The organism is Actinomadura sp. KC06, from assembly GCF_004348735.1.
Taxonomy (GTDB): Bacteria; Actinomycetota; Actinomycetes; order Streptosporangiales; family Streptosporangiaceae; genus Spirillospora.
Window position 1 is genome coordinate 1 of the sequence record NZ_SMKT01000078.1, and the last position, 12,878, is coordinate 12,878.

General features: G+C 71.5%; 15 protein-coding genes. 2 read left to right on the forward strand and 13 right to left on the reverse strand.

Features of this window, described 5'->3' with window-relative positions; all coding sequences use genetic code 11:
• Nucleotides 1-56 precede the first annotated feature (56 nt).
• The 5 genes from E1287_RS23895 to E1287_RS23915 form a co-directional block, all read right to left on the reverse strand.
• Nucleotides 57-449, reverse strand: coding sequence for a nuclear transport factor 2 family protein (locus E1287_RS23895; RefSeq protein WP_131967290.1), 393 nt, complete (start codon nt 447-449; stop codon nt 57-59).
• Nucleotides 450-540: 91 nt separating this feature from the next.
• On the reverse strand, nt 541-1,713 hold the full coding sequence (locus E1287_RS23900; RefSeq protein ID WP_131967328.1) for a geranylgeranyl reductase family protein: 1,173 nt from the start codon (nt 1,711-1,713) through the stop codon (nt 541-543).
• Nucleotides 1,714-1,759: 46 nt separating this feature from the next.
• A complete protein-coding gene (locus E1287_RS23905) occupies nt 1,760-2,176 on the reverse strand; it encodes a CBS domain-containing protein (RefSeq protein ID WP_131967291.1) in 417 nt (138 codons plus the stop codon).
• 83 nt (nt 2,177-2,259) lie between these two features.
• Nucleotides 2,260-3,168 carry a PAC2 family protein gene (locus E1287_RS23910; protein ID WP_207934418.1) on the reverse strand — a complete coding sequence of 303 codons (909 nt, stop codon included), beginning with the start codon at nt 3,166-3,168 and terminating at the stop codon, nt 2,260-2,262.
• A gap of 177 nt (nt 3,169-3,345) precedes the next feature.
• Entirely contained in the window at nt 3,346-3,525 is a 180-nt protein-coding gene (locus E1287_RS23915; protein WP_131967292.1) for a hypothetical protein, read from the reverse strand.
• Between the two features lie 127 nt (nt 3,526-3,652).
• Between E1287_RS23915 and E1287_RS23920 the strand changes: the two genes are divergently transcribed.
• A complete protein-coding gene (locus tag E1287_RS23920; protein ID WP_131967293.1) occupies nt 3,653-4,852 on the forward strand; it encodes a saccharopine dehydrogenase NADP-binding domain-containing protein in 1,200 nt (399 codons plus the stop codon).
• A 129-nt stretch (nt 4,853-4,981) separates the two neighbouring features.
• Here E1287_RS23920 and E1287_RS23925 read toward each other — a convergent pair whose 3' ends face one another.
• From E1287_RS23925 to E1287_RS23950, 6 genes are all read right to left on the reverse strand, one after another.
• Nucleotides 4,982-6,040 (reverse strand): ion channel, encoded by a 1,059-nt coding sequence (locus tag E1287_RS23925; RefSeq protein ID WP_131967294.1) that lies wholly within the window; start codon nt 6,038-6,040, stop codon nt 4,982-4,984.
• Nucleotides 6,041-6,145: 105 nt separating this feature from the next.
• Nucleotides 6,146-6,496 (reverse strand): hypothetical protein, encoded by a 351-nt coding sequence (locus E1287_RS23930; protein ID WP_131967295.1) that lies wholly within the window; start codon nt 6,494-6,496, stop codon nt 6,146-6,148.
• 54 nt (nt 6,497-6,550) lie between these two features.
• The gene (locus E1287_RS23935) at nt 6,551-7,039 is read right to left on the reverse strand and encodes a peroxiredoxin (RefSeq protein ID WP_131967296.1); all 489 of its coding nucleotides are present in this window, start codon (nt 7,037-7,039) and stop codon (nt 6,551-6,553) included.
• 142 nt (nt 7,040-7,181) lie between these two features.
• Complete coding sequence (locus tag E1287_RS23940) at nt 7,182-7,610, reverse strand: DUF3052 domain-containing protein (RefSeq protein ID WP_131967297.1); 429 nt, start codon at nt 7,608-7,610, stop codon at nt 7,182-7,184.
• A 258-nt stretch (nt 7,611-7,868) separates the two neighbouring features.
• The gene (locus E1287_RS23945) at nt 7,869-8,276 is read right to left on the reverse strand and encodes a secondary thiamine-phosphate synthase enzyme YjbQ (protein ID WP_131967298.1); all 408 of its coding nucleotides are present in this window, start codon (nt 8,274-8,276) and stop codon (nt 7,869-7,871) included.
• Nucleotides 8,277-8,392: 116 nt separating this feature from the next.
• Complete coding sequence (locus E1287_RS23950; RefSeq protein WP_131967299.1) at nt 8,393-8,590, reverse strand: DUF1918 domain-containing protein; 198 nt, start codon at nt 8,588-8,590, stop codon at nt 8,393-8,395.
• A 316-nt stretch (nt 8,591-8,906) separates the two neighbouring features.
• Between E1287_RS23950 and aceE the strand changes: the two genes are divergently transcribed.
• On the forward strand, nt 8,907-11,696 hold the full coding sequence (aceE, locus tag E1287_RS23955; RefSeq protein ID WP_131967300.1) for a pyruvate dehydrogenase (acetyl-transferring), homodimeric type: 2,790 nt from the start codon (nt 8,907-8,909) through the stop codon (nt 11,694-11,696).
• 121 nt (nt 11,697-11,817) lie between these two features.
• Here the strand turns inward: aceE and E1287_RS23960 are convergent, their stop codons facing one another.
• Entirely contained in the window at nt 11,818-12,195 is a 378-nt protein-coding gene (locus E1287_RS23960) for a VOC family protein (RefSeq protein WP_131967301.1), read from the reverse strand.
• Nucleotides 12,192-12,671 (reverse strand): ATP-binding protein, encoded by a 480-nt coding sequence (locus E1287_RS23965; RefSeq protein ID WP_165969158.1) that lies wholly within the window; start codon nt 12,669-12,671, stop codon nt 12,192-12,194. The genes E1287_RS23960 and E1287_RS23965 overlap by 4 nt, the downstream gene beginning before the upstream one ends.
• Nucleotides 12,672-12,878 lie beyond the last annotated feature (207 nt).

Genomic DNA, 12,878 nt, shown 5'->3' on the forward strand with positions numbered 1-12,878 from the left:
GCTCAGACCCGCTTCCTGTGGGGGGACGACCCCCCACACCCCCCGGTTCGCTCCGCTCAGACCATGGCCTGCCGGACGAGGTGCGTGTCGCAGAACTGCTCGAAGCCCGTGATCGCACCGTCCCGCACCCGCCACACATGGACGAACCGGACGCGCATCGCCTGTCCCGTCGCGCGGTAGGTGCCGGAGTAGTGGCCGATCGCGACGACCGTCCCGTCGCCGCCGTCGATCAGTTCCTCGGCGTCGGCGCGGAAGCCCTTCCAGTCCTGGCCGAGCCGACCGAACACCCCGGCCTTGATCGCGTCGGTGCCCACATAGGTGCCCGCGTAGGGGAACCCGGCCATCTCCGTCCAGGCGATGTCGTCGGCGAACGCCTCGACCATGCCGTCCAGGTCGCCGCGGTCGGACGCCGCGTAGTGGGCCTTGATGATGTCGTAAGCCTCGCTCATGTGCTGCCCTCCGTTTTTCGAGCAAGTCCAGCGTCTCGTCCGGCCTGGGCTCTTGGCCATGCCCGAACAGTCCTTGTCTGTGGCGGCATGGTCAGGAGGCCGGGGTGATGCGGGTCAGGGCGGCGGCGAGCCGGTCGGCCGCGGTCGGGGCGGCGGGGGCCGGGAGCCCGCCGACGATCTTGAGCGCGAAGCGCATCAGGGCCGGATGGGACAGGCCCTGCCGGGTCGCCAGGCGCATGATCCGCGGGTCGTCGATGGCGCGGGTGAAGGCGCGGCCGAGGGTGAACGAACCGCCGTTGGCGTGCTTGATGGCGGACGGATACTTCCGCAGGACCCGCTCCGGGAACGCCGACGAGAACGCGGTCGTGATCACGTCGGCGGCGATGCGGGCCGCTTCGAGCGCGTACGCGATGCCCTCGCCGTTGGACGGGTTGACCATGCCGCCGGAGTCGCCGACGAGGAGCAGCCCCGGCAGGTAGTGCGGCTGGCGGCTGAACCCCATGGGCAGCGCGGCGCCGCGGACGGGCCCGACGGCGTTCTCCTCGGTGAACCCCCACGACGGCGGGAGCGGGGCGAGCCAGCGGGAGAGGAGCCGGTGGTAGTCGGGGTGCTCGCCGCGGAGCAGCGCCACGCCGACGTTGCAGGTGCCGTCGCCCATGCCGAACACCCAGCCGTAGCCGGCCGGGGCCAGGTCGAGCCAGCATTCGAGGTGGTCGTCGTCGTGGCGGGGGCTGCGGAAGTAGCGGCGGCCCGCGATGCCGATCGGACGGTCGCGGCGCGCCCGCAGGCCGAGGGCGACGCCGAGCCGGGACGATGCCCCGTCCGCGGCGATGACCAGGCGGGCCTTGTGCTCGGCGTCGTCGGACGTGCGGACGCCGGTGACCCGTCCGTTCGCCTGGAGCGGGGCGGTGACCTTGGTGTTCTCCCGGAGGTCGGCGCCGGCGGCCGCGGCGCCCCGGGCGAGAAGCTCGTCGAGGTCGGCGCGGGTCCGGGTGAGGCCGTGGCCGTCCGGCCAGGGGAGTTCGAGGCGGCGGCCGGCGCCGATGAGGCGGACGCCCTTGTTGGGGAACCAGCCGGGCCCGGTGAGATCGATGCCGAGCGTCCGGAGTTCCTGGACGGCCCGCGGCGTCAGGCCGTCGCCGCAGATCTTCTCGCGCGGGAAGGACGTCTTCTCCAGGACGAGGACGTCCAGGCCGGACCGGGCGAGGTGGCGGGCGACTGCGGATCCGGCGGGACCGGCGCCCACGACGATGACGTCGCGCATCACGGACGCCGATTGAACCACTCGGCGCCCGGCGGGCTCAATGCGGTCACGTATTGGGCGGTTCCGCGCTGATGTCGGCGAGGGCCGATCGTTCGTCGCGCTGGACGGCGAGGTCCCCGATCGAGACCATCCCGATCGGGCGGTCGCCGTCCACGACCGGGATACGGCGTACCGCGTGCCGCCGCATGAGCTGGACGGCGACGTCGGCGTCGGCGTCCGGCGCGACGGTGACGATGTTGGTGCTGCAGATGTCGGCGACGGCCGTGGACATGTCCTTCTGGACGGCGACGGCGCGGACGACGATGTCGCGATCGGTCACCAGGCCCCGGAGCCGCCCCTCGTGGACGACGAGGACGTCGCCGATGCCGTGCTGCCGCATGAGGTCCCCGACCTGCGCCAGCGGCGTGTCCGGGGACACCGCCACGGGCACCGGCGTCATCACCTCGTTCACCTTCTGGGCCATGAGCGAGCCTCCCCTCTCGGGGGCTCGCCTACCCACCGGCGACCGGGATATGTCCACGGCCCGGCCCCGCCGAAGCGCCGGTCCTAGGACTGCGCGTCGGGGCCGTCCTGCTCGGCGAGGAAGCGTTCGAACTGCGCGCCGAGCTCGTCCGCGGTCGGCATGTCCTGCGACTCGGCGAGGAGGCTGTCGCGCTCGGCGGCCCCTGCGAACGCGTCGTACTGCTGCTCCAGGGCACGGACGACCTTCTCCACCTCGTCGTTGCCGTCCACCTGCTCGGCGATGTCGGCGTCGGTCGCGGCGGCGGCCTCGCGGAGCGGCTCGACGGGCAGCACCAGGCCGGTGGCGTCGACGACGGCATCCAGCGCGGCGACGGCGGCGGCCGGGTAGGCCGACTGCGCGAGGTAGTGCGGGACGTGCACGGCGAGCCCGACGGCGTCGTGGCCCGCCTCCCCGAGCCGCAGCTCCAGCAGCCCGGCGACGCTGCCCGGAACCTGGACCTTGTCGAACCACGAGTTCCGGGTGACCAGCTCGGGCCGCGTCGCGTGCGAGGTGATGCCGACCGGGCGGGTGTGCGGGACGCCCATCGGGATGCCGTGGAAGCCGATGACGAGCCCGATGCCGAGCCGCTTGATCAGGTGCAGGACGGACGCGGTGAAGCCCTCCCAGAGCCGGTCCGGCTCCGGCCCGGACAGCATCAGGAACGGGCTGCCGGCGTCGTCGCGGAGGAGCCGCACCACCAGCTCGGGCGCCTCGTAGGACGCCCAGTGGTCGCGGTCGAACGTCATCGGCGGGCGGCGGGCCCTGTAGTCGATCAGCGAGTCGACGTCGAAGCGGGCGACGACGCGGTGCTCCAGCGCCTCGAGGAGGTGCTCGCGCACGAGCTGACCGGTGGACCCGGCGTCCACGAAGCCGTCGAGGCTGTGCAGCAGCACCGGACCCGTCATCGGCGGCAGGTCGGCGTCGAGCTCGTACAGGTCCTCAGGGTTCAGCAACTTCTCCCCCACATCTCCATGTCGTCGTCACAACAGTAGGACATGCGGAGGCCAATCCCCGGATCGCCTGTGACGCCGGTCACCCGAGAGACGCCGCGCCCGGCGCGGGAAGGCGCGGCACCCGAAGCGGTGCCCGGCGCGGTGCCGGACGCGGTGCCGGGAAGGCGCACGACGTCGCTAGGGAAGGCTCCACAGGGAGACCGACAGCAGGCCCAGGCTGACGGCGATGAGGAGCATCGCGACGGACTGGCCGCCCCCGTCGGCGGCGGGCACGGTCCGGCCGCGGGTCACCAGGGCCACGAACCACGCGAAGAAGCCCACGGCGACGACGTCCATCGCCACGGCGAGCCCGGTCACGAGAGCACCATCCTCCTCATCCGAGCAACCCTAGACGAGTGCGGTCGCTCACATCTCCGCCTTGGCGTGCGCAACCCGCGGCATTGGATACAGAATCTAGTTCGGAGACCTGGGAAGGGGCATGCGCATGACCGCCGACCGCGCGTACGACATCGTCCTGTTCGGCGCCACCGGCTTCACCGGCGCCCTGACCGCGGACTACCTCGCCGAGCACGCCGATCCCGGCACGCGGTGGGCCCTCGCCGGGCGCAACCGCGCCAAGCTGCGGGCCGTCCGCGACCGGCTGGAGAAGCTGAACCCCGCGTGCGCCGACCTGCCGCTGCTGCACGCCGACACCACCGACGCCGCCTCGATCGAGGAGGTCGCGAACGCGGCGCGGGTCGTCATCACGACGGTCGGCCCGTACACCGAGCACGGCGAGCCCCTCGTCGCGGCGTGCGCGAGGGCCGGCACCGACTACGTCGACCTGACCGGCGAGCCCACGTTCGTCGACCGCATGTACGTGAAGTACCACGACGACGCCGTCCGCAGCGGCGCGCGGATCGTGCACGCCTGCGGGTTCGACTCGATCCCGCACGACCTCGGCGCCTACTTCACGGTGAAGCAGCTCCCCGAGGGCGTCCCGCTGCACGTCGAGGGGTTCCTGCGGGGGCGCGGGGACGCGTCCGGCGGCACGCTGCACTCCGCGATCGGGATCTTCGGAGACCCCATCGGCATGAAGCGCGCCGAACGCGAACGCCGCCGGATGGAAGAGCGGCCCGCCGGGCGGAGGGTACGCGTCTCGCGGCGTCCTGCCCCGAAGGCCCGGATCGGGGACGGCTGGACGCTCCCGCTCCCCTCCATCGACCCGCAGATCGTGATCCGGTCGGCGGCGGCGCTCGACCGCTACGGCCCCGACTTCAGCTACGGGCACTACGTCGCCGTCAAGCGGCTCGCGGGAGTGGCCGGGCTGGCGGCGGGCGCCGGGGGCCTGCTCGTCCTCTCCTCGCTGCCGCCCACCCGCAACCTGCTGCTGCGGCTCCGCAAGCCGGGTGACGGGCCGTCCGAGGAGCGGCGCGCGCGCAACTGGTTCAGCGTGAAGTTCGTGGGCGAGGGCGGCGGCAGGCGCGTCGTCACCGAGGTCGCGGGCGGCGATCCCGGCTACGGCGAGACGGCGAAGATGCTCGGCGAGTCGGCACTGTGCCTCGTCCACGACGACCTTCCGGACACCGCCGGGCAGGTCACGACCGCCGCCGCGATGGGCGACGCGCTCATCGACCGGCTGGTCAAGGCCGGCATCTCGTTCAAGGTCCTGGACACCGTGTTGCACGGTCGCGGCGGAGGCTGATGAGGTCGTGGCATAGGCCCCGCACGCGCGCGGGGAGGCCCCGGGGTCCCGGACCCGTGTCCCGGGCCGCGCGCGACGCGGTCGCCGGGAGGGCGCCTCGGCGGGCGCGCCGGCGCCCTCCCGGCCCTGTCACAGCTCGTGCCAGGGGATGTCGGGACGGCACGGCGCCACCACGGCGAGGGACTGGCCGCCCCGGATCCGCTCGTCCGGCGTCGCGGTGAGGCGGAAGCGGGCGTTGGGGCGGTGCGACTCGCCGACCGCCAGCAGGGTGCTGCCGCGGCGCAGCAGGAAGACGGCGAGGTCGATGCGGGACCACTCGCCCGCGTCCGCCGGGACGTCCACGCGGTAGAGGGTGCCGTCCGAGTCCAGCGTGCTGGCCAGGTTGTGGTAGATCGCGGCGACGCCCGGGTTCCGGACCGCGACCGCGACGACGGCGGGGTCGTCGATGTCGACCGGCTCGATGTCCGGGCTGATCAGGCTCAGCGCCTCGGTGATCTCCGCGCGGCGGCCGCCGTCGTGCACGCCGGCCAGCAGGTGCACGGACGACACGTCCTTGCGCCGCAGGTAGGCGGACACGCCCAGCATCACCCGGACGGTCTCGTCGTCGGAGCGGCCGACGACGACGGCGGTGCGGGCCGCCTCCAGGCACGCGCGCTCGTAGGCGGTGTCGTCGAAGGCCACCACGTCGTACAGGCCGGGATCGGGGTTCTCCCCCGTCAGCTCGCCCGGCCAGAAGATCGTGACGACGGGCGTCTTGGCGAACTCAGGGTCGGCGCGGAGCTGGCCGATGATGGCCCGCAGGCCGTCCCGGTCGTAGCCGACCATCACGATGTGCTGCTTCTTGTGCAGCTGCGCCTGGCCGTTGGCCCTCATGGTCCGTCCTCTTCCCATCCAGAGCGTCAGCTCGGCGAACATCACCAGCCCCGCGGTGAGCCCTGCCACAATGATGATCACGCCGCCGATCCGGCCGCCGACCGACTCCGGGTACAGGTCGCCGTAGCCGGTGGTCGTGCCGCTGACGAGGAAGTACCAGATGTACTGGTCCGGCCGCTTGATGTCGGCGCCGGGCTCCTCGAACAGCGCGATCAGCAGCCAGCCGGTCAGGAACGCGGCGAGGAGGACGAGCGCGGGCGCCCGCCAGGAGCGCCCGGTGATCCGGTTGACCAGGCGCATCAGCACGATCGGCATCCGCGCAGCGTGCCAGCGGGCAAAATGCCGCGTCAAGTCCCAAATGCGGCGGTCCGGACGACCGGAATTGGTCAGTGCGCGGTTACGTGGCCGGGCCCGGTGCGGTCACGTGGCCGGGCCCCGGCGCAGTACGCGGTTCAGCGCGGCGGCCACCTCCGCGGAGAGATCGCCGTCGCCGGACGCGGCGGGCGGGCCGGGCGGCGCGCCGGAATGGACCAGATCGGCGGGGACGGCCTCGCGGGTGTGCCCGCAGTCGCGGCACTCGACCTCGCCGAGGCGGCACACCAGCGCCGCCGAGCCGCACGCCGCGCAGCGGTCGAGCTCGTCGACCGCGTCGCGGGCGGACTGGCAGCCGGGGCAGATCAGGACCTGGCGGTCCGCCCGCACCCCGCGCTTCCACGGGCTCGCGCCCCGCACGGGGTCGGTCTGCCGCGCCCCGCAGCGAAAGCAGGGCATCACACCTCCAGAGGTGCGGGGACCGGTTCCGGCCATCGGACCGGTCCGTTTCGCTCAGATACCGGCGAGCGCCTTGCGGTACTCGTCGATGTCGCGTGCGTCCGGGATCGCGTTCACGACCTTCCAGCGGACCACGCCCTCGGTGTCGATGACGAAGGTGCCGCGCAGGGCCAGCCCCTTGGTCTCGTCGAACACGCCGTAGCGCTGCGCCGTCCCGCCGTGCGGCCAGAAGTCGGCCAGCAGCGGGAACTGGTACTTCTCCTGGTCGGCCCAGGCGCGCAGCGCGAACATCGAGTCGACCGACACCGCGAGGACCTGGACGTCGTCGGCGTCGCCCAGGGTGGGCAGCTCGTCCCGGATCTGGCACAGCTCGCCCGTGCAGACGCCGCTGAACGCCAGCGGATAGAACACCAGGACGACGTTCTTGCCCCGTCCGCCCTGACCGCCCTGGCCGTCGGCCCGGAAGCCGGACAGCTTCACCGGAGTGCCGTGCTGGTCCTTCAGTTCGAAGTCGGGTGCGACGTCGCCTACCTCAACCGCCAATGCCTCTCCCAGGATTCGGTCTCCGCCCGCGGCGGGGTACGCCCGCCCCCCACGGGCGTGGGGGACGGGCCCAGTCTGCCACCCCGCGGCGCCCGCCGGACTTCGGGCGACCGAACCGGGGCGTTCCGCCGAGTGCGCCCGCCTACTTGCGGACCTTGGGCGCGACCAGCCGCGTCCCGGACCACTCCTTCGCGGCGCTGACGCTGCTGGTCTGCGACAGGCCGGCCGTCTGCGCGGCCTCGCCGATGTCGCTCGGCTCCACATGGCCGTCGCGGCCCGCCTTCGGCGTCAGCAGCCAGATGTCGCCGCCGCCGGTGAGCGGGATCATCGCGTCGGTCAGGCCCTCGAACAGGTCGCCGTCCTCCTCGCGCCACCACAGCAGCACGACGTCGACCACGTCGTCGTAGTCCTCGTCGACCAGCTCGTTCCCCGTGACGGCCTCGACGGATTCCCGGAGCTCCTCGTCGACGTCGTCGTCGTAGCCGATCTCCTGCACCACCTGGCCCGCCTTCAGGCCGAGCCGTTCGGCCAGGCTGCGCTCAGACTGCGCCTGACCCGCGGTCGCGCTCACGAAAGTCCTCCCATTGTCGTCGTCCGCACGGTGTCGTGCATTCGCATTCCGGCCCCCGGGACGGGTGGCCCGCCCGCACCTGTGCGGTGTTTGCCGGACAGTCCACACAAGTGAGGGCCCCTAGCGCAAGTGTCTTCCCGGCTTTTGGTGGCCTCATTGGCCCGATTACGGGGATCACAGTAACCGCGCGTCCACGGAAAGTGACAACTCCTGCGTCATGCCCATGCCCCGCGAGGGGGCGGCATCGGATCGTTTCGCTCATCCTTTAAGGAAAGACAGGCGTACCTGGCGATCCGGGTTGTCCACATTGAGGTCGACCAGGGCCACCGACTGCCATGTGCCCAGCGCGAGCCGCCCGCCGACCACCGGAAGCGTCGCATAGGGCGGGACGAGCGCGGGCATGACGTGCGACCGGCCGTGCCCCCGCGACCCGTGCGCGTGCCGCCAGCGGTCGTCAGCCGGGAGCAGGTCGCCGAGGGCGGCGAGGAGGTCGTCGTCGCTGCCCGACCCGAGTTCGAGGATCGCCACGCCGGCGGTGGCGTGCGGGACGAAGACGTGCAGCAACCCGTCGCCGCCCGCCGCCGCGGCGAACCGCTCGCATTCGGCCGTGATGTCGTGCACGGCCTCGCGCGTACCGGTGGTCACCCGGACCACGGTGCTTTCCATGGTCCCGTGTCTACCCGATCCGCGCGCCCGGACGCATCCGGCGCCGGACGGAACCTCCGCTCCGCGCCGGGCCGATCACGCGGCCACGCATCCGGGCTCGCGGCCGCGCGTCCGGGCTAGCGCGACAGTTCTTCCCTGGGCTCGATCACCGCGTCCGGTCCGGGATAGACCAGCGTCTCGTGGCCGTCGTCGAACCGCACCACGAACGGCGGGCCGCCCTCCGGGCCGCGCACTTCGATGATCTCGCCCGTCCGGTCTGCCTGGCCCACGACGTTGCCGTGAACGTGCAGCCGGTCTCCGACTTGTCCGTTCATCACTCCCCCAAGCTCGTTCGTCCGCCACCGGGACGGACCGTGCCGGGCATGTGGTGCCGTTGTTCCCAGCCTCATACGTTCCCCGCCCGCCGTCGAGGGGAATCTTCCCCGATCCGGGAAAAACCGGGCGGCGCCCAGGTCGGTACCCCGGTCCGCCGGGGAGAATGGTTACCGACTGGTAGAGATGCGTTAGCCGTCATTAGCGGCGACGATGGATCAGATACCGAGGCGACGAACAGTCGGCCGGGGACCGGCGGCCCGCCGCACTGCGGCGACCGGTCCCACCAGCAAAGACGGTAAGGACAGAGGGGACCCCGTGGCTTCCGGACGTCAACGCTTTTCGATCATCAGCGACGGGCTGCCGAGCCAGCTGCCCGACATCAACCCGGACGAGACCCGGGAGTGGCTGGAGTCGCTGGACACGGTCATCAAGACCGAGGGACGCGGCAGGGCGCGCTACGTGATGCTCCGGCTCCTGGAGAGGGCGCGGGAGCTGCAGGTGGGCGTGCCCGGCCTGCGCAGCACCGACTTCATCAACACGATCCCGCCGGAGCACGAGCCCTGGTTCCCCGGCGACGAGCACGTGGAGCGGCGCATCCGCGCCTACATCCGGTGGAACGCGGCGATCATGGTGTCGCGGGCGAACCGCCCCGACATCGGCGTCGGCGGGCACATCGCCACCTACGCCTCCGCCGCCTCGCTGTACGAGGTCGGCTTCAACCACTTCTTCCGCGGCAAGGACCACGGCGAGTCCGGCGACCAGGTGTTCATCCAGGGGCACGCCTCGCCGGGCATCTACGCCCGCGCCTACCTGGAGGGACGGCTCCCGGGCGACAAGCTCGACGGGTTCCGGCAGGAGCACTCGCACCCGGGCGGCGGCCTGTCGTCCTATCCGCACCCGCGGCTCATGCCGGACTTCTGGGAGTTCCCCACCGTCTCGATGGGCCTGACGGCGATCGACTCGGTCTACCAGGCCCGGTTCAACCGCTACCTCTACAACCGCAAGATCAAGGACACGTCCCGGTCGCACGTGTGGGCGTTCCTCGGCGACGGCGAGATGTCCGAGCCCGAGTCGCTGGGCGCGATCGGCCTCGCCGCCCGCGAGGAGCTCGACAACCTCACCTTCGTCGTCAACTGCAACCTCCAGCAGCTGGACGGGCCCGTCCGCGGCAACGGGAAGATCATCCAGGAGCTGGAGTCGTTCTTCCGCGGCGCGGGGTGGAACGTCATCAAGGTCATCTGGGGCCGCGACTGGGACCCGCTGCTCGCCCAGGACGTCGACGGCGTCCTCGTCAACCAGATGAACACCACTCCGGACGGCCAGTTCCAGACGTTCAGCGTCGAGTCCGGCGAGTACATCCGGGAGAAGTTCTTCGGCGCCGACCCGCGGCTGCGCAAGATCGTCCAGCATCTGTCGGACGACGAGCTGCGCAAGCTGTCGCGCGGCGGGCACGACTACCGCAAGGTGTACGCGGCGTTCAAGGCGGCCCGCGAGCACGTCGGGCAGCCGACCGTGATCCTCGCGCACACCATCAAGGGCTGGACGCTCGGCTCCGACTTCGAGGCCCGCAACGCCACCCACCAGATGAAGAAGCTCACCAAGGCCGAGCTGAAGGAGTTCCGCGACCGGCTCTACCTCGACATCCCCGACTCCGCGCTGGAGGCGCCGCTCCCGCCCTACTACCACCCGGGCGAGGACTCCGACGAGATCCAGTACATGCGCGAGCGCCGCGCCGCCCTCGGCGGGTTCGTACCGAAACGCGTAGTACGCGCCAAGCCGCTGAAACTGCCCGGCGACCCGGTCTACAGCGAGCTGAAGAAGGACTCCGGCAAGCAGAACATCGCCACGACCATGGCGTTCGTCCGGCTGCTCAAGGACCTGATCAAGGACGAGAACATCGGCGCCCGGTTCGTCCCGATCGCCCCGGACGAGTACCGCACGTTCGGCATGGACTCGCTGTTCCCCACGTCCAAGATCTACTCGCCGCACGGCCAGACGTACGAGGCCGTCGACCGCAAGCTGCTGCTCTCCTACAAGGAGTCGGAGAGCGGGCAGATGCTGCACGAGGGCATCAGCGAGGCCGGGTCGATGGCGTCCACCATCGCCGCCGGGACCGCATACGCCACGCATGGCGAGCACATGATCCCCGTCTACATCTTCTACTCGATGTTCGGGTTCCAGCGGACCGGCGACCAGATGTGGGCGCTCGGCGACCAGATGGGCCGCGGGTTCCTGCTCGGCGCCACCGCCGGGCGCACCACCCTGACCGGCGAGGGCCTGCAGCACGCCGACGGGCACTCCCCGCTGCTCGCCGCGACGAACCCGGCGTGCGTCCACTACGACCCGACGTGGGCGTTCGAGCTGGCGCACATCGTCCAGGACGCGCTGCGCCGCATGTACGGAACCTCCGAAGATCACCCGAACGGCGAGGACGTCTTCTACTACCTCACCGTCTACAACGAGCCGTACCAGCAGCCGGTCGAGCCCGAAGAACTCGACGTCGACGGCCTCCTCAGGGGCCTGTACCGGTACAAGACCGCGCCCGAGGTCACCTCGGGCAACGGCGAGGCGCCCCGGGCGCAGATCCTGGCGTCCGGCGTCGGCGGCCGCTGGGCCCTGGAGGCGCAGCGGCTCCTCGCCGAGGACTGGGGCGTCGCCGCGGACGTGTGGTCGGCCACCTCGTGGAACGAGCTGGCCCGCGAGGCCCGCGACTGCGACGAGTGGAACCTGCTGAACCCCGAGTCCGACCAGCGCGTCCCGTACGTCACCCAGAGGCTCGACAACGTCGCCGGGCCGATCGTCGCGGTGTCGGACTTCATGCGCGCCGTCCCCGACCAGATCGCCCCCTGGGTCCACGCGGACTTCACCACGCTCGGCACCGACGGGTTCGGCTTCTCCGACACCCGCGCCGCCGCCCGCCGGTTCTTCCACGTGGACGCGGCGTCGATCGTCCTCGCGGTCCTGACCCGGCTCGCCCGGCACGGCGAGGTCAAGCCGGAGACGCTGCAGCAGGCGATCGAGCGCTACCGGCTGAACGAGGACGTCGGCGACGTGTTCGCGGGCGGCGCCGGCAGCGCGGAGAGCAACACCGGCGGCGAGAGCTGACCCGGCCCGGGATGATCGCGGAGGTGTAGGCCGCGATCAGCCGGGCGGCGGTGCGACGCCAAGGCGCCTTCGGCGTGACGGAAGGGCCCCGGGGATCTCGGGGCCCTTTCCGCGTCCGGGGTCAGGAGACGGGCGGGGGCGTGAAGACGCCGAAGCGGTTGCCCGTGGGGTCCTCCAGGTAGGCGAACTTGAGACCGTTGGCCGTCGTCATCGTGGGCTCCGCGACCTTGCCGCCGTTCTTCTCCGTCTGCGCGCAGGTGGCGTCGACGTCCTCGACCATGACCAGGAACATCGCGTGGTTGCGGGACGCGTCGGGCTCGTGCGAGATGCCGCCGCTCGGCGCGTCGCCGCCCGGGTAGGTGACGAGGTCGTAGCCGTCCGAGTCCGGGTCGAGCGCGAACTTCCAGCCGAACATGTCGCCGTAGAAGCGGCGGGCCTCGTCGGGCGCGTCGGTGCCGACCTGGAACCACGTGACGGTGTTGAACGCGGGAACAGTCATCGATTTCCTCCTTCAATCGCTGCCGACACCAGCGTCGTGGAGGCCCGCGACAACCCCCTGTCGGAGTTTCCGGACGAGTTCTCCCCTGACCGGAGTTCCGCCCATACGACGGTGCGGGGGCCGTCCGTCCGGAATCCCCAGCTCTCAGACAGGGCTTCCACGACCCGCAACCCGCGTCCGCCTTCGGCAAGGGTCTCGGCCTTGACATGCGGACGCCTGCCGCCCGCACCGTCGTCGGAGACCTCCAGCCGGTAGACGCCCCGTCCAGCCAGCAGGCTGACGGTCACCCGGCCGCCGTCGCCCGAGTCCGTGTGGGTGATCGCGTTGCAGACGGCCTCGCTCCCGACCGTCACCAGGTCGTCCAGCAGCGGATGGTCCTGCGGCACCATGTCCCGGACGAACCGCCGCGCATACGCGACGGACCTCCGCACATCCGGAAGCGTGAGCGTCCCGACCACGACGAGCCCACCGCTCATCACCGCGCCACCCACGACACACCCCGCCGACCCACCACCGCGGCCCCGTCCTCGCCCGGCCGGGTCCAACACATCTCGGGCGCTCCCATCCTGCGCCTCCTTTCGATTCGGAAACGCCCGCCACATTCGCCGCCCGATGCGTTCGCGTCACCCGCCCTGAACGTTTCCCGACTGAACGTTCAATGCGTGTACGGATAACTACCCTCG

Excerpts from the sequence above, each read along its gene's own strand:
- E1287_RS23895 (WP_131967290.1), bottom strand. The coding sequence starts at position 449 with ATGAGCGAGGCTTACGACATCATCAAGGCCCACTACGCGGCGTCCGAC.
- E1287_RS23900 (WP_131967328.1), bottom strand. The coding sequence starts at position 1,713 with ATGCGCGACGTCATCGTCGTGGGCGCCGGTCCCGCCGGATCCGCAGTC.
- E1287_RS23905 (WP_131967291.1), bottom strand. The coding sequence starts at position 2,176 with ATGGCCCAGAAGGTGAACGAGGTGATGACGCCGGTGCCCGTGGCGGTG.
- E1287_RS23920 (WP_131967293.1), top strand. The coding sequence starts at position 3,653 with ATGACCGCCGACCGCGCGTACGACATCGTCCTGTTCGGCGCCACCGGC.
- E1287_RS23925 (WP_131967294.1), bottom strand. The coding sequence starts at position 6,040 with ATGCCGATCGTGCTGATGCGCCTGGTCAACCGGATCACCGGGCGCTCC.
- E1287_RS23930 (WP_131967295.1), bottom strand. The coding sequence starts at position 6,496 with ATGCCCTGCTTTCGCTGCGGGGCGCGGCAGACCGACCCCGTGCGGGGC.
- E1287_RS23945 (WP_131967298.1), bottom strand. The coding sequence starts at position 8,276 with ATGGAAAGCACCGTGGTCCGGGTGACCACCGGTACGCGCGAGGCCGTG.
- E1287_RS23950 (WP_131967299.1), bottom strand. The coding sequence starts at position 8,590 with ATGAACGGACAAGTCGGAGACCGGCTGCACGTTCACGGCAACGTCGTG.
- E1287_RS23960 (WP_131967301.1), bottom strand. The coding sequence starts at position 12,195 with ATGACTGTTCCCGCGTTCAACACCGTCACGTGGTTCCAGGTCGGCACC.
- E1287_RS23965 (WP_165969158.1), bottom strand. The coding sequence starts at position 12,671 with ATGAGCGGTGGGCTCGTCGTGGTCGGGACGCTCACGCTTCCGGATGTG.